Annotated in this window: 17 protein-coding genes and 1 tRNA gene; 12 read left to right on the top strand and 6 right to left on the bottom strand. The window is 58.4% G+C overall.

Annotated elements, in window-relative coordinates; genetic code table 11:
* The 3 genes from tatB to CL546_RS13000 are packed head-to-tail and all read left to right on the top strand — an operon-like array spanning window position 1 to window position 1,561.
* Entirely contained in the window at window positions 1–288 is a 288-nt protein-coding gene (gene tatB / locus CL546_RS13010) for a Sec-independent protein translocase protein TatB (RefSeq protein ID WP_290495672.1), read from the top strand.
* Window positions 285–1,019, top strand: a complete 735-nt coding sequence (gene tatC, locus CL546_RS13005) for a twin-arginine translocase subunit TatC (RefSeq protein ID WP_290495670.1) — start codon at window positions 285–287, stop codon at window positions 1,017–1,019. Before tatB ends, tatC begins: the two co-directional genes overlap by 4 nt.
* Before the next feature lie 32 nt (window positions 1,020–1,051).
* Window positions 1,052–1,561, top strand: coding sequence for a hypothetical protein (locus tag CL546_RS13000; protein WP_290495668.1), 510 nt, complete (start codon window positions 1,052–1,054; stop codon window positions 1,559–1,561).
* A gap of 39 nt (window positions 1,562–1,600) precedes the next feature.
* Here the strand turns inward: CL546_RS13000 and CL546_RS12995 are convergent, their stop codons facing one another.
* Both CL546_RS12995 and CL546_RS12990 read right to left on the bottom strand, forming a co-directional pair.
* A complete protein-coding gene (locus CL546_RS12995) occupies window positions 1,601–1,843 on the bottom strand; it encodes a hypothetical protein (protein WP_290495666.1) in 243 nt (80 codons plus the stop codon).
* 83 nt (window positions 1,844–1,926) lie between these two features.
* Window positions 1,927–2,013: transfer RNA gene (locus CL546_RS12990), tRNA-Leu, on the bottom strand.
* Between the two features lie 102 nt (window positions 2,014–2,115).
* Between CL546_RS12990 and rnr the strand changes: the two genes are divergently transcribed.
* A complete protein-coding gene (gene rnr / locus CL546_RS12985; protein WP_290495664.1) occupies window positions 2,116–4,569 on the top strand; it encodes a ribonuclease R in 2,454 nt (817 codons plus the stop codon).
* A gap of 138 nt (window positions 4,570–4,707) precedes the next feature.
* Window positions 4,708–5,457: a 23S rRNA (guanosine(2251)-2'-O)-methyltransferase RlmB gene (gene rlmB / locus CL546_RS12980; protein ID WP_290495662.1), complete on the top strand. Its 750-nt coding sequence runs from the start codon at window positions 4,708–4,710 to the stop codon at window positions 5,455–5,457.
* On the opposite strand, the gene CL546_RS12975 is transcribed toward rlmB, so the two are convergent.
* On the bottom strand, window positions 5,445–6,041 hold the full coding sequence (locus CL546_RS12975; protein ID WP_290495660.1) for a hypothetical protein: 597 nt from the start codon (window positions 6,039–6,041) through the stop codon (window positions 5,445–5,447). The two genes, rlmB and CL546_RS12975, sit on opposite strands and share 13 nt — an antisense overlap.
* 2 nt (window positions 6,042–6,043) lie before the next feature.
* The gene (locus CL546_RS12970) at window positions 6,044–6,748 is read right to left on the bottom strand and encodes a hypothetical protein (RefSeq protein ID WP_290495658.1); all 705 of its coding nucleotides are present in this window, start codon (window positions 6,746–6,748) and stop codon (window positions 6,044–6,046) included.
* Between the two features lie 296 nt (window positions 6,749–7,044).
* On the opposite strand from CL546_RS12970, the gene rpsF reads away from it, so the two are divergent.
* The 7 genes from rpsF to radA all read left to right on the top strand — a co-directional run bounded on the left by rpsF (window position 7,045) and on the right by radA (window position 12,864).
* Complete coding sequence (gene rpsF / locus CL546_RS12965; protein WP_290495656.1) at window positions 7,045–7,386, top strand: 30S ribosomal protein S6; 342 nt, start codon at window positions 7,045–7,047, stop codon at window positions 7,384–7,386.
* 2 nt (window positions 7,387–7,388) lie between these two features.
* Complete coding sequence (gene priB / locus CL546_RS12960) at window positions 7,389–7,697, top strand: primosomal replication protein N (protein WP_039926398.1); 309 nt, start codon at window positions 7,389–7,391, stop codon at window positions 7,695–7,697.
* Window positions 7,698–7,719: 22 nt separating this feature from the next.
* A complete protein-coding gene (gene rpsR / locus CL546_RS12955; protein ID WP_007148676.1) occupies window positions 7,720–7,950 on the top strand; it encodes a 30S ribosomal protein S18 in 231 nt (76 codons plus the stop codon).
* Between the two features lie 15 nt (window positions 7,951–7,965).
* Complete coding sequence (gene rplI, locus CL546_RS12950) at window positions 7,966–8,418, top strand: 50S ribosomal protein L9 (RefSeq protein ID WP_007148535.1); 453 nt, start codon at window positions 7,966–7,968, stop codon at window positions 8,416–8,418.
* 204 nt (window positions 8,419–8,622) lie between these two features.
* Window positions 8,623–10,017, top strand: a complete 1,395-nt coding sequence (gene dnaB / locus CL546_RS12945) for a replicative DNA helicase (RefSeq protein ID WP_007150454.1) — start codon at window positions 8,623–8,625, stop codon at window positions 10,015–10,017.
* A 149-nt stretch (window positions 10,018–10,166) separates the two neighbouring features.
* Window positions 10,167–11,228 (top strand): alanine racemase, encoded by a 1,062-nt coding sequence (gene alr, locus CL546_RS12940; protein WP_290495650.1) that lies wholly within the window; start codon window positions 10,167–10,169, stop codon window positions 11,226–11,228.
* 268 nt (window positions 11,229–11,496) lie between these two features.
* Window positions 11,497–12,864, top strand: a complete 1,368-nt coding sequence (gene radA, locus CL546_RS12935) for a DNA repair protein RadA (protein WP_290495648.1) — start codon at window positions 11,497–11,499, stop codon at window positions 12,862–12,864.
* A 146-nt stretch (window positions 12,865–13,010) separates the two neighbouring features.
* Here the strand turns inward: radA and CL546_RS12930 are convergent, their stop codons facing one another.
* Window positions 13,011–13,457 (bottom strand): hypothetical protein, encoded by a 447-nt coding sequence (locus tag CL546_RS12930; RefSeq protein WP_290495646.1) that lies wholly within the window; start codon window positions 13,455–13,457, stop codon window positions 13,011–13,013.
* Window positions 13,458–13,484: 27 nt separating this feature from the next.
* Entirely contained in the window at window positions 13,485–14,270 is a 786-nt protein-coding gene (locus CL546_RS12925) for a DUF547 domain-containing protein (protein WP_290495644.1), read from the bottom strand.
* Window positions 14,271–14,286: the final 16 nt, after the last annotated feature.

Genomic DNA, 14,286 nt, shown 5'->3' with positions numbered 1-14,286 from the left:
ATGCTCGACTTCGGTTTCATGGAGATACTGCTGATCTGTGTGATCGCGCTGGTCGTGCTGGGACCGGAAAAGCTGCCGAGATTGGTGCGAACCCTGGGGCAATGGGTGGGCCGGGGCCGTGGAATGGTAAAAAAAATGCAGCAGCAGCTGGAGAGCGAAGCGCGCAATCTTGATATGAAAGAACGCCGTGAAAAAATCCAGCGCGAGCTTGCATTGTTGCAACACGAGTCTGCCGAGCAGGATGAAAGAGCGAAACGGCTACCGGCGAAAAAAGTGGAATCCGCATGAGCACCATGCCGTTGACCCGGCACTTGCTGGAGTTGCGCCAGCGACTACTGCGTTCAGTGGTTGCCATTGTGCTGGTTTTTATTCCCTTGTTCATGTTTGCCGGGGAAATTTACACCAGCCTGGCGCAGCCCCTGATGCAGGCGCTGCCTGAGGGTGGCAGCATGATTGCCACCGATGTGACCGGGCCGTTTCTGGTGCCATTCAAGTTGGCGTTATACCTGAGCATGTTGCTGGCGATGCCGTTTCTGTTGCACCAGTGTTGGAGTTTCGTGTCGCCGGGGCTCTATCGTCGCGAAAAAAAATTTGCGCGACCGTTATTTGTTTCCAGTGTGTTGTTGTTCTATCTCGGCGCATTCTTTGCCTGGTTCGTGGTAATGCCTTTGTTATTCGCTTTCTTTGTTTCGGTTGCCCCGGAAGGGGTTGCCGTGATGACGGACATCGGTGCCTGGCTTGGTTTTACCATGACTTTCGTGATGGCGTTCGGGATGGCGTTTGAGTTGCCGGTTGTTGTCGTGCTGCTTGTGGCCTCCGGTATTACTACGCCGGCGGCGTTGTCAGGGGCTCGGTCCTACATTGTGGTGGGCTGCTTTGTTGCCGGCATGTTGCTTACGCCACCGGATGTTATCTCGCAGAGCTTATTGGCTCTTCCTATGTGGTTCCTTTTTGAAATGGGCTTGGTCTGTTCTCGGTGGGTGCAGCCAATGACCAATGATGGCGAGGCGCTATCCTGATGTTTGTCGGCGCAGCAAGGGTTGCGGGTGCCATGCGTGTTGGATGGGTTTTGCTGGCGTGGGGATTGCTGGGGGGTGCGGCATCCCTTCAGGCGAATTGCCTGCCCGGTGAGGGTTCGGTTGTGCATGCCCGATATCAGGTTAGTGCCGGGGACGGGCGTTATCTGGTGCAGATGGTATTACCCTCAGCTCGCCCGGACTGGTTGGTGTCGTTGCAGGGGAATGAAGAGGCCATAGCGCCTCCTATGGTGGTGTATCCTCAACATGAAGTACCGCAGGCTCCTGTGCTGTTCGATCAGTTATTAAAAGCAAGGGGGCAGGGGCGGGGCCGAGAGATGCTTGAGCGGGCCGGTTTCCAGCTCAAAGACGGTGCTGCAGGCGTTGTGTTGGGCTGCCCGGTGCAAGTCTTTGTCCGCGCTTCAGGGGAGGATGTGTTGTGGGTGCCGGCTGCGAGTCTGCCGGTGCGACTGTCGACCGGGCAAGCCGGAGGCGGGGATGTTCAGTGGCAGCTATCGTATCTTGAGCGCCGCTCCGCCCGGTGAGGAGCGGCTGCCGATAGCTGGTGGTCTGCCTTGCAGCGGTTATTTGCGGCGGGTAATCAGAATCAGTGCCACGGTGACACCGACCACGGCGATGGGGAAAAACAGCAGGTAGCGTTTGCGGCGGGCTTCTTTTTCCCGGTGAGCATCGGCCTGCTGAATGGCCGGGTGGACGGATTCGGTGGTTTGCACCGTATTATCCGGTTTGGCGTAGGTGGCCACGGGAGCGAGGGCCAGGCCACAGGCCAGCACAAGTGCAGCGATCACGGGGCGAAGGAGTGTCATATGGACCTGCGCTATCAGTGATTGGGGGTTGGGCCGGGGCTGAAACGAAAAAGGGCCCCCGTTTGGGAGCCCTCTTTCTTAATTGGTGCCGAGGAGAGGACTTGAACCTCCACGCCCTTGCGAGCACTAGCACCTGAAGCTAGCGTGTCTACCAATTTCACCACCTCGGCTTCGCTATGCGTGGGCTAAATTTATTAGCCGTTCATCGCGAAAGCGGGTGCATTCTAGTATATGATGGGCCAATGTCAAATTCCTTTTCGAAAAAATCTTCGATGACCTCAAAAAAACGCTATAGCGATCCCCATGCCGACCGAGAGGCGGAAAAATACGAGAACCCCGTTCCCAGCCGGGAGCTGATTCTGGATGTGCTCAATGATCAGGGTAAACCCCTGTCGTTTGAGCTGCTGGCACAGCTGCTGGAGGTGGATGAAGAGGGGGAAGTCGGGCTCGATCGCCGCATCAAGGCTATGCTCCGTGATGCCCAGCTGGTTCAGAATCGCAACGGCAAAGTGGGTGTGGTGTCCAAAATGGACCTGATCGCCGGCCGGGTGCAGGGCCACAAAGATGGCTTTGGTTTCCTGATTCCAGACGACAAGACCCAGGGTGACCTGTTTCTCGCACCCCGGCAGATGGAAAACGTCATGGACGGGGACCGGGTGCTGGTCAGCAATGCGGGCTACAACCGTTTTGGCAAGAAAGAAGCCCGTATTGTCGAAATCACCGAACGTGTTGCCACAGAAGTGGTGGGCCGCTATTCCCGGGAAGCGGGGATCAGCTTTATTGAGCCGGAAAATCGCCGCATCACCAAAGAAGTCTTGATTGAGGACAAGAACGGCATCAAGCCGAACCCCGGCGACCATGTCCGCGCCACCATTACCCAGTACCCCAGCCGCGACCACCATGTACTGGTGCGCCTGGAAGAGATTATTGCCACCCCGGACGAAGCCGGCATGGAAGTTGAGGTGGCCCTGCGCCGCTTCGAGATTCCCCATGTCTGGCCGGAAGGAGTGGAAGCCGCCGCTGAGAAATTTGGCGACAAGGTGCCCCATAAGCCCAAGGCCCATCGGGTGGATCTGCGTGATTTGCCGTTGGTCACCATTGATGATGAGACCGCCCGGGATTTTGATGATGCGGTCTATGTAGAGCGTCGTCCCCGTGGGGGCTGGCGCCTGATCGTGGCCATCGCCGATGTGAGTCATTATGTGCATCCCGGCTCCGAACTGGATCAGGAAGCGGCCAATCGCGGTAATTCCGTGTATTTCCCCAATCGGGTGATCCCGATGTTGCCGGAGGCGCTGTCCAACGGATTATGTTCCCTGAACCCCCATGTGGACCGTCTGTGTCTGTACTGCGACATGAAGATTTCCGCCAACGGGCGCCTCACCCGGTTTATTTTCCGTGAAGGGGTGATGCGCTCGCGGCACCGTCTGACCTACAACAAGGTCGGCGCGATCATTGAAGAGCCGGAGTCCGAACTGGCGCAAGAGACTGTGGCCAGCCTGGATGATGAGTCTCTGGACATGATCTGGTCGTTCCACGAAATGTTCTTGGCCCTGCGCCGTCGCCGTGAAGAGCGCGGTGCCATCGACTTCGATAGCGATGACACCCGCATCATTTACGACGAAAACAAGAAGATCGAAGCGATTGTGCCGGTGCAGCGCAATGTGGCGCACATCATGATTGAGGAGGCCATGCTGGCCGCCAATATCTGTTCCGCCAAATTGCTGGAAAAAGCCGGTGTGCCGGCGCTTTACCGGAACCACGAGCCGCCCAAGGAAGAGCGCCTGAGCAAGTTGCAGCAATTCCTGGGTGGGCTGGGCTTGAGTATCGCCTGGTCGGAAGGGGCGGCACCAAAGCCTTATGTATTCCAGGACCTGCGCGAAGAGATTCTGGAGCGCCCGGATCGCAACGTGATCCAGACAATGATGTTGCGCACCATGAGCCAAGCCAAGTACGAGGCCGAGAACAAAGGCCACTTTGGTCTGGCCTACAAGGCGTACACCCATTTCACCTCGCCGATCCGTCGTTATCCGGATCTGCTGGTGCACCGGGCTATCCGGTTCCTGATCCGCAGTAACGGCGAGCCGAATCACGTGGATAATCCGGGGAGTTTGCCGGAGATCCCACGCGAGAAAATCCTGCCTTACAGCCAGGCGGACATGGTGGCGATTGGTGAGCAGTGCTCCATGACCGAGCGCCGCGCGGATGAAGCTACCCGCGATGTGGTGTCCTGGCTTAAATGTCAGTTCATGGAGGCGCATCTGGGGCAGGTGTTTGAAGGCACCATCAGTGGCGTGGCCAGTTTCGGGCTATTTGTACAGCTCAATGACCTGCACATCGATGGTCTGGTGCATGTGGCCAATCTGGACAGCGATTACTACCACTTCGATGAAGTGAGTCTGACCCTTACCGGTGAAAGCAGTGGTCGTCAGTTTGGCTTGGGTGATGCTGTCACGGTCTGCGTGGCGGCGGTGCACACTGAGGACCGCAAGATTGACCTGCAGCTGGAATCCTTTACCCCCAGCGGTAAAGGTCGCCCCAAAGCCGGCAGCAAGAAAAAGCCGTCCGGCAGAGGCAAGGGCGGGCGCTCGGGGAGTGCTGCAAAGGCGGACTCGGGCACGTCCGAGCGGGAAAAGCTGGCCAAGGGCGATATTTCCAAACCCAAGACCAAGCGCAAGGGGCCGCCCCGCGGCAAGAAAGCCGCGCGCCGTAGTAAAAAGAGCTAGCCCGCAGGAGCGGCACTTGAGCTGAATGGGTTGCCTTAATGGCAATGATTCGCCGCTTAAGCGCCGCTCCTGTGTTTTGATTTCACCTCCACTGCGTATCGCGTGTTTGCGTGGTGCGTCCAGCGTGCAGGCGTCGTTATGAATAAACCCTTGATGTATTCCGGCTTTCACGCGGTGGAGGCCTTGTTGCGGCATCGCCCGGAGGCGGTGTTGGAACTGTTTGTACAAGACACCCGGGTAGACCGGGATGACCCGCGCCTTGCCGCCATGATACAAGCGGCAAAGGACTTCGGGATTGCCGTGCAGCGGGCTCGCCGCGAGGTGCTGGAAAAGCACGCGGGGCCGCAGCATCAGGGTATCGTGGCGCGGGCCCGCCCTCGTCGGCCGGCGGACGAAAGTGCCCTGCTGCAGTGGCTGGACGGCAAGCCGGCCAGCCCGCTGTTGCTGATTCTGGAGAATGTCACCGACCCGCATAACCTGGGTGCCTGCCTGCGTAGTGCGGATGCGGCCGGGGTTCAGGCGGTGATCGTGCCGCGCCGCAATGCGGCAGGGCTGACGCCGGTGGCGTGTCGCACCGCGGTGGGCGCGGCGGAGAGCCTGGCCTATTACGAAATCGGTAATCTGGCCAGTTTGCTGGATCAGTTGCGTGATCGCGGCGTGTGGGTGGTGGGCACGGCTCTGGAAGAGCGAAGTGAGTCCTTGTTTACCTTTCGGCCCCCGGAATCACTGGCAATTGTCATGGGGGCCGAGGGTAGTGGGCTGAAGCGTCTGACCCGTGACAAGTGCGACCAGCTGCTGGAAATCCCCATGGCCGGAGAGGTGCAGAGCCTCAATGTGTCGGTGGCCACTGGTGTGATGTTGTTTCAGGTGAGGGCTCAGCGTAGCTGAGAATGGCTGACGAAATGCTGACGGTTAAGTTCGGGCGGCGGCAAGTTCGCCCGGCTGGCGGCCATTTCCCGTTGTAGGCGGGCATTCTCCTCCAGTAATTCCTCAGGGATCTCTTCTTTGGCCGGGTCTGCCGGCACGGGGCGTTCGCCGATCAATGCCTTCTCTGACAGCTGCTGTTGCGGCAATGGCGGCAGCGGAAAACTCAGGTGGGTGGTGCGGTCGTAGCGAATGGGTTCCTGGTAGTTCGGTTGTTTGTAGCCCTGCGCATTGTGCAGGGCGGTGTCCAGGTCTTCCGGGCCGGTAACATGGTGCCAGTTTGGCTGCGGCGCTGGTGCAGGAGGTGCAATGGACTCCCCCCGGGCGAGTTTGGCCTCCAGTTCGCTTTTGTGGCGCTGCCAGGCGAGCAGGTCGGTCACGAACCGGTCCTGACGCGTGTAGTCGCGAATTTCCGGCCTCGGTCCCAGCGCGCGGGCCAGCGCCTCCTGCGGTGATCCCACGTCCTGGGCGGCCAGTGCTTGTCCGTTCAGGGCCAGCATCATGACACTGATCAGCATAATGAAGGTAGGCAGCACGCACCCGGCCATGGTTACCTCAATCTCCCCTCTGCGGTGCCTTCTATACGTAAGGTTTCGCCGCTGTTATCCAGATACAGGAGCAGATTGCCGCTGCGATACACGCCGCTGAATTGCTGCTGAGTGTTGGCAATAAACGCTGCGCGGCTGGCTTGGCGCTCCTGCTTGGGAAGCAGCTCATAACTGAACTGGACCTCTTGTTGCTGTGCTTCGCCGCCATCATTGATGCCGTCGAGCTGCATGCCAACAATGGTCATGGGCAGGAATAGTGGTGTATCAGAGCCTGCGTTCGCCAGCAGGGTACGGATGCGTTCGCTGGCCAGGGAGTCGCCGCCGAGAGGGGGCAGCACAAAACTTTTCGAGGTGGAGCGGTTATACCAGGTGCGATTGCGCTGGTAATCGATCTGCTCCAGTTTGCCGGTGCGTGCCAAGGCGCTGGACAGGGTTTCCGGTTCGTCAATGACGGTCGGGTCGCTGCTGGCCATGGGCTGGGGCTGGTAGTCGTCGGGGCAGGCGTTGCGGTGGGCCGCCTGGTCTCGCTGGGCCTGCTTGTATTTCATGATCTGCAGCAGGAAATTGCTGTAATCCGGGTAGTCTTCCAGTAGCGGTTTGTCCGGCACCGCCACCGGGCTGCCACAGGGGGGCGGTGGCTCCTGGGCGTGAACTGGAGTCAGCAATAAAAAACCGCACAGGCCGGTGGCCAGGGCTCGGATGTACATTGTCGTATCCCATTGTTGTTGTTTTCCCCTGTCTTTTCAGGGGCTTGGGGTTGACGACGCTTTTTGTAAGCGTTTGTAGCGTTTTGTTTTATTTGAGCATACGTCCGTCGCCGGCAGATGGCAATGGATATGCCTTGAGGTTGCCCCCTGCAATGGGATAGAATCGCGCGCTTCCTGCGTCTCCCCCGGTTTCTCGGGGCGGGGATGCAGGTCTCCTTGCTTCACCGTGCGTTGATCATGATCACGGCGGGAAGCTGAATTGGCGCCGTGAGGCGTCGCAACCGTAAGGAGCTAACATGCGTCATTACGAAGTTGTGTTCCTGGTTCACCCGGACCAGAGCGAACAGGTCTCTGCCATGGTCGAGCGCTACAGCGCGATCGTGACCGATGGCAAAGGCACTATCCACCGTGTTGAAGATTGGGGCCGTCGTCAGCTGGCTTACCCGATCAACAAGATCCACAAAGCTCACTATGTGATGCTGAACATCGAATGTGACGGCGAGACCCTGGGCGAGCTGGAAAACACTTTCCGCTTTAACGATGCCGTAATCCGTCACCTCGTAATTCGTCGCGACAACGCCGTAACCGAGCCGTCGCCGCTGGCGAAGAACGACGAGAAGGAAGGGGCTGCCAGCTAATTTTGGAAAGCAACCACTGCGAACTCACTGGTGTGATCGTCACCTTGGAAAAGGTGGCCCTGACTCCAGCCGGAGTGCCCCGTCAGCGAGTCTGGCTGGAACATCGCTCCCGGCAACTGGAAGACGGACATCCCCGTGAAGTCCAGGCCCGCATCGCCGTGATTCTGGCGGGTGGGATGACCCAACAGGCCCAGGGCCTGAAAGAGGGTCAGCGAATCAAGGTAACCGGATGCCTCAGTCGCGCCGGTTACAAGGGAGACGCCCGGGACCGTTTGCAATTGCTTGCCCAAACGCTGCAAAGCCTTAACTAAGGATTCGACAGGAGATTATCCAATGGCCCGTTTTTATCGCCGCCGCAAGTTCTGCCGCTTTACCGCGGAAGGTGTTGAGTACATCGATTACAAGGATCTCGACACCCTGAAAGCCTACATCACCGAGACTGGCAAGATCGTGCCCAGCCGTATTACCGGCACCAAGGCACGCTACCAGCGTCAGCTGGCCTCTGCTATCAAGCAGGCTCGCTTCCTGGCGCTGCTGCCGTACTCTGACAGCCACGACAATTAAGCCGAGGGGACCATCATGCAAGTGATCCTGCTGGAAACGATCAAGAACCTGGGCGATTTGGGCGCAGTTGTAGACGTACGTTCCGGTTACGGCCGTAACTTCCTGATCCCGCAAGGCAAAGCGCTGCCTGCCACCAAAGCCAACCTGGCGGAAGTGGAACAGCGTCGTGCCGAGCTGGAAAAGCACGCTGCAGAGCAGCTGGGTGCTGCCCAGGAACGCGCCGAGAAGCTGAACGAAGCCGCAGTTTCCATCGCCGCCAAAGCGGGCGACGAAGGCAAGCTGTTCGGTTCTGTGGGTACCCGCGACATCGCGGAAGCCATTTCCTCTTCCACTGGCGTGGACGTGGAAAAAGCAGAAGTGAAGCTGCCCCACGGTGCACTGCGCACCACCGGTGAGTTCGAAATCGACCTGGCGTTGCACGCCGAGGTAACTGTGACCATCAAACTGGCTGTGGTTCCTGCCGAGTAATCGACAGAACTGACAACCGGTTTGCCCCTGCGGGGGTGCGGTGACAGAATCAGGGCATTGTCCGAAAGGGCAGTGCCCTTTTTCGTTAAAGTGATTTTGAGTTTCGAGAAGCGAGTATCGAGTTACGAAAGGCCGGGTTTCGGTGCTTTTCGGTACTCGCTTCTCGAAACTCGTTACTGATTTTCTGGTCTTGTGGAAGCCACCATGAACGAACCTATGTCGCTGGACAAACACCTGCCTGAGAACCTGCGTATTCCTCCCAATTCGGTGGAGGCGGAGCAGGCGGTACTGGGCGGTTTGCTACTCAATAACAGCGCCTGGGATGATGTGGCCGAGCGAGTGGGCGCGCGGGATTTCTACCGCAAGGAGCACCGCCTGATTTTCGACGTGATTGCCCAGCTGGTGGAAGAGGAAAACCCCAGTGACCTGGTCACCGTCTCCCAGGCGCTCAATAACCTGGGGCAGCTCGAATCCATTGGCGGCATGACCTATCTGTCGGAACTGGCCCGTAACACGCCCAGTGCGGCCAACATTACCGCCTATTCGGATATCGTCCGTGAGCGCAGCATCCTGCGGCAGTTGATCAATGTGTCGCACAAGGTGGCGGATAGCGCGTTTAATACCGAAGGGCGTAAATCCCTGGAAATTCTCGATGAGGCCGAGTCCTCCATTTTCGAGATTGCCGAGCAACAGAAAAAAGGGGATGGCCCGCAGAATATCAAGTCGGTGCTGAAAAAGGCGGTGGACCGCATTGATGAGCTGTACAAAACCAAGAGCTCACTCACTGGCCTGACCTCCGGTTTTGAAGAGCTGGATAAAATGACTGGTGGCTTGCAGCCCGCCGACATGATCGTAGTCGCCGGCCGACCCTCCATGGGTAAGACCACCTTCGCCATGAACCTGTGCGAAAACGTGGCGATCAAGAGTAACAAACCTGTCCTGGTGTTCTCCATGGAGATGCCGGCGGAATCCATCGTCATGCGGATGCTTTCTTCACTGGGGCGCATCAATCAGGGCGCCATCCGCTCCGGTAATCTGGAAAAGGATGACTGGCCGCGTATCACCTCTGCCATTCACATGCTCAGTGAGCAGCGCTTTTTTATCGACGACACGCCGGCACTGAGTCCGCTGGAAATGCGCGCCCGTGCCCGCCGGGTGGCCCGCGAATGTGGCGGCGAACTGGGGCTGATCATGGTCGATTACCTGCAGCTGATGCAGGTGCCGGGGGTGGAAAACCGGGTCAACGAAATCTCGGAAATTTCCCGCTCCCTGAAAGGGATCGCCAAGGAGCTGAATTGCCCGGTGCTGGCCCTGTCACAGCTTAACCGTTCCTTGGAACAACGGCCCAACAAGCGCCCGGTAATGTCGGATTTGCGTGAATCCGGGGCGATTGAGCAGGATGCGGATTTGATCGTCTTCCTTTATCGGGATGAGGTGTACAACAAGGACAGTAACGAACGCGGTGTGGCCGAGATCATTATCGGCAAGCAGCGTAATGGTCCTATCGGCACCGTGCGGCTGGCCTTCCGCGGCGAGTTCACCCGCTTCGATGACCTGGCTCCGGAATACTATGCCCAGCTGGCGGCAGGGGATGAATAGTGATGCAGCACGCTTCACGCAACATGCAACACGCAAGCGCACCTGAATAGGTAAAAGCCGAGCATGGGTATCCAGGTATTTTCGTTAACGCAGCGTGCTTTATTTTTTGCGTGGCTGCGTGATGCGTGCAAGCGTGGGAGCCTGCTCTAATGCGAGGCACCCGAATCGAAATTCGCCCTTCTGCGCTGGCTCATAATGCGCGCCTGGCCCGGCAGCTGGCTGATGGGGCTGAGGTGTTTGCCATGGTCAAGGCCAACGGCTACGGGCACGGCCTGTTGAGGGCGGCGGATGCCATGCACGACAACGTGTCGGGCCTGGGGGTGGCGCTGGTGGAAGAGGCGCGTGCGCTGCGAGAACACGGCATGACCTTGCCGATACTTGTGGCCGAAGGCTTCTTCGATGCCGAAGAGCTGAAGGAGGCGGAGCGGCTATCCCTTGAAGTGGTGGTGCACTCGCTGTGGCAAGTGGATTTGCTGCTGGCCAGCCCTTGCCCGGTTCGCATCTGGTTGAAAGTGAACACGGGCATGAACCGTCTTGGTTTTCGTCCGGACATCGCCCTGCAGGCAGCGGCGCAATTGCGGGCAGGGGGAATGGCACCGGTGGGTGTTATGAGCCATTTCGCCTGTGCGGATGTGAGTCGGGATACGTATTCCGAGAAACAGTTGCTGGTCGCCGGGCAGATAGCGGAGCAGTTGATGTTGCCGTTGTCGGCGTCCAATTCGGCAGCGCTACTGCGTTACCCTCAGAGCCGCGCGCAGCGAGTGCGCCCTGGCATCATGCTGTACGGCTCGTCTCCCTTCGACTGGCAAACGGCCAGCGAACTGGGCTTGGCGGTCAGCCACCGGTTCACCGCCCGTTTGATCGCCATTAATACCGTGGAGGCCGGTGAAAGCGTGGGCTACGGCGCAACCTGGACTGCCGCCGAACCCTGTCAGGTCGGTGTGGTGGCTGTGGGCTATGGCGATGGTTACCCGCGCCATGCCCCCAGTGGCACTCCGGTGGCGGTGAACGGGGCTGTCACGGAATTGGTGGGCCGCGTTTCCATGGATATGCTTACCGTTGACGTGACCGGGCTTGATGCCCGCGTGGGCGACGAAGTGGAGCTGTGGGGCGATGTGGTGGATGTGGATGACGTGGCCCGCGCCTGTGGCACCATCAGTTATGAACTATTCTGTCAGATTACCGATCGGCCAGAGCGCATTGTCGTTTAATCCGAAGGCCGCTGTAGGAGCACCGCTTGAGGTGCGAACAAAACAGTTACGAGTTGCGAGAAGCGAGTTTCGAAAACCAAACCTGTCAGGCTCGGCAGATTAAGGTTGCGCTTTTTTCTACTTGTAACTCGCTAACGCTCGTATTCGCACCTAAAGCGGTGTTATTTTCGCTGCGCTCACCCTTTGGGGCCGCACTCCGTGCGTTACTCCGCTGCGCTACGTTCCTGCAGCAGCTTTGTAGATAGCAATACACGAGAAGGACTTGTTTGTGGCCAAGAAAAAAATCGCGTTTGTATGCACGGATTGCGGAGCGGATTTTCCCAAATGGCAAGGGCAGTGTCCGGCATGCAATGCCTGGAATACCTTGCAGGAATTCGTTCACGATCCCGCCACGCCCTCGTCAAAAGGAGCGGGCAGCCGCGGCGGTTTTTCCGGGCAACTGTCAGAGGTGCAGAATCTCAACGATATTGTTCTGGAGGAAACGCCGCGCATCAGTTCCGGCATGGGCGAGCTGGATCGCGTGCTGGGTGGTGGGTTGGTGCCCGGCTCGGCCATTCTGATTGGTGGGCACCCCGGCGCAGGCAAATCCACCTTGTTATTGCAGACATTGTGCAAACTCTCGGACAGCCAAAGCTGCTTGTATATCACCGGTGAGGAATCCCTGTCCCAGGTGGCCATGCGTGCAGACCGGTTGAAGCTGCCCAAGGAAAAGCTTCGCCTGGCGGCGGAAACGGATGTGGAGCAGATTCTGGAACTGGCTCGTAAGGAAATGCCGCGCATCCTGGTGGTGGATTCCATCCAGGTCATGTTTCTGGCGGCGTTGCAGTCCGCACCGGGCAGTGTGGCCCAGGTGCGCGAATGTGCCGCCGCCCTGACCCGTTTTGCCAAACAGACAGGTACCGTGCTGCTGCTGGTGGGGCACGTGACCAAGGACGGTACCCTGGCAGGCCCTAAGGTGCTCGAGCATATGATTGATTGCTCACTGATGCTGGAAGGTTCTACGGATTCCCGCTTTCGTACCTTGCGTGGCCTGAAGAATCGTTTCGGTGCGGTGAACGAGCTGGGTGTGTTCGCCATGACCGGCGAGGGCCTGAAAGAAGTGAAGAACCCGTCTGCTATTTTCCTCAACAGGGCGGATGAGATTGCCTCGGGCTCGCTGGTTACCGTGGTCTGGGAAGGTACACGGCCGTTGCTGGTAGAGCTGCAGGCGTTGGTGGACGCCTCTCATTTTGGGAACCCCAGGCGCATCTGTGTGGGGCTGGAGGGAAACCGGTTGGCTATGTTGCTGGCCGTTCTGCATCGTCATGGCGGTATTCAGGTGGGCGATCAGGATGTGTTCATGAATGTGGTTGGCGGGGTGAAAGTCACCGAAACCGCCGCGGACCTGGCCCAGGTGCTGGCTATTGTGTCCAGCTTCCGGGACCGGGCGCTGGAGCGTGAGCTGGTGGTGTTTGGTGAGGTGGGGTTGTCCGGTGAAATTCGACCCGTTCCTCAAGGGCAGGAACGGCTTTACGAAGCGGTGAAGCACGGCTTCAAAAAAGCCATTGTGCCCAAAGCGAACCTGCCCAGAAAACTGCCCGACGGCGTGGAGATTATCGGCGTGAGCAATGTGGCTGAGGCGCTGGAGTACCTGTAATCAGTTGACAGTTGATAGTGGACAGTTGGCAGCTCGCGAACTGAGCGTTGTCGTTGTTTTAGATGGTTGAGGCCGCGTCCAGAGTCTCGGCGCGGGATTAAACACCTGATGAAATGACGGCGCTACACCCGCGCCGCTGTTAACTATCAACTGTGATCCGGGTGGAGGGTCAGGCGATCGCCCTGGGCCCAGCACCAGGCATCGACTACATCGAAGAACAGGCTGATGGCGTTGACCATGAATACCGCAAGGGTGAAACCCCATAGTGCCGGTGCCAGGTGATCGTCGCCCCAGCGCCCGGCCAGCTGCCCCAGCAGGGCGATTTCCAGTGGAATCCAGGCCAGCAGGTGCACCAGTGACATGTCTTTGTTCATGCCGCGGTGGTGCCACATCAGGGGCAGGTTTACGGCGAGAACCAGAAACAGAGCCAGCGTGATGGCCTGGCCGGAGAAGGTGTCCAGAAAGAACAGGCTGGCCCCGTTGAGTGGCATCAGAATGAGGAAGACCCAGCCCTGCAGCCAGTGAGGCAAGTTGCGAAACGACAGCCAGATACTGTGCAGGCGATGTATCGCGGTTGCGTGATAGGCGTCCATGCCATGTCCCTCCTGAGCCTGGTTGGATTACTGCGTATTCAGTGACCAGTCATAAGGTAAAAACTGCACCTCCATGTCCTCGCCGTCCAGTGCCTTTTGGCGATTGGCGGGTATGCCCAGCGTGTCCGAGTATTGCAGAAGGTAATGGGACAGGCTGCCGGCGGCGCCTTCAAAATCGTCTTCATACCAGTCGAAAATCTTCGAGACTTCCAGGGTGTCCTGTTCGCTGTTGTAGCGATTGCGCTGTTTGTCGCTGAGAAATTGCGTCGTGCTTTCCTCCAGCTGGGCTTCCAGCTGCTCACCGGTGTAGGCGGTGGCGCGAAGGGCAGGGCAGCCGATGGAGGCGCAGTTCACAGCGAAATGAATACGCGGGTCCATCAGGTCTGGATTGCCACGAATCATTTCATGTTCCAGTTCATCCAGCGTCCGGGACTCCCCCAGCAAGGAAAAGAATGCCTTGTCCCAGGGGCTGGAAAAGAGCGTGCCGATATCACGAATGGAGTCAGGCTGGTTTTCCTGAAGGATTAACTCAACCGTAAAGGCGTTGTAGGCATTGATCAGGAACGCGAGTTTTTCATCGCGTTCGAAGCTGTTGAACTCACCTTGAGTGGCCGCGGAAAGGCTATCCAGATACGATTGCAGAGCCTCACGGTTCGCGGCGATCCCGTCATAGTCCACGACAGTGGCAACACCGCCGCGTTGCGGTTGCACATGCTGATGAAGCAATGTGTTCCAGCGGCTGTGGTCAAACGCGATGACCTGGCTGCTTAGCAGAAGCAGGCTGATCACCAGTGCGGACATCCATTGACGCATGTGAGGCTCCTTGTGG

Source organism: Alcanivorax sp. (assembly GCF_002726155.1).
Taxonomy (GTDB): Bacteria; Pseudomonadota; Gammaproteobacteria; order Pseudomonadales; family Alcanivoracaceae; genus Alcanivorax.
This window is presented reverse-complemented; position numbering and strand designations above follow the sequence as displayed.

Bases quoted from the DNA above. Each gene is read 5' to 3' on its own strand.
- CL546_RS12975 (WP_290495660.1), bottom strand. From the start codon at position 6,041: ATGGCCGGGTGCGTGCTGCCTACCTTCATTATGCTGATCAGTGTCATG.
- CL546_RS12970 (WP_290495658.1), bottom strand. From the start codon at position 6,748: ATGTACATCCGAGCCCTGGCCACCGGCCTGTGCGGTTTTTTATTGCTG.
- CL546_RS12930 (WP_290495646.1), bottom strand. From the start codon at position 13,457: ATGGACGCCTATCACGCAACCGCGATACATCGCCTGCACAGTATCTGG.
- rpsR (WP_007148676.1), top strand. From the start codon at position 7,720: ATGGCCCGTTTTTATCGCCGCCGCAAGTTCTGCCGCTTTACCGCGGAA.
- rnr (WP_290495664.1), top strand. From the start codon at position 2,116: ATGACCTCAAAAAAACGCTATAGCGATCCCCATGCCGACCGAGAGGCG.
- dnaB (WP_007150454.1), top strand. From the start codon at position 8,623: ATGAACGAACCTATGTCGCTGGACAAACACCTGCCTGAGAACCTGCGT.
- rlmB (WP_290495662.1), top strand. From the start codon at position 4,708: ATGAATAAACCCTTGATGTATTCCGGCTTTCACGCGGTGGAGGCCTTG.
- CL546_RS13000 (WP_290495668.1), top strand. From the start codon at position 1,052: ATGCGTGTTGGATGGGTTTTGCTGGCGTGGGGATTGCTGGGGGGTGCG.
- rplI (WP_007148535.1), top strand. From the start codon at position 7,966: ATGCAAGTGATCCTGCTGGAAACGATCAAGAACCTGGGCGATTTGGGC.
- CL546_RS12925 (WP_290495644.1), bottom strand. From the start codon at position 14,270: ATGCGTCAATGGATGTCCGCACTGGTGATCAGCCTGCTTCTGCTAAGC.
- alr (WP_290495650.1), top strand. From the start codon at position 10,167: ATGCGAGGCACCCGAATCGAAATTCGCCCTTCTGCGCTGGCTCATAAT.
- CL546_RS12995 (WP_290495666.1), bottom strand. From the start codon at position 1,843: ATGACACTCCTTCGCCCCGTGATCGCTGCACTTGTGCTGGCCTGTGGC.
- tatB (WP_290495672.1), top strand. From the start codon at position 1: ATGCTCGACTTCGGTTTCATGGAGATACTGCTGATCTGTGTGATCGCG.
- tatC (WP_290495670.1), top strand. From the start codon at position 285: ATGAGCACCATGCCGTTGACCCGGCACTTGCTGGAGTTGCGCCAGCGA.
- rpsF (WP_290495656.1), top strand. From the start codon at position 7,045: ATGCGTCATTACGAAGTTGTGTTCCTGGTTCACCCGGACCAGAGCGAA.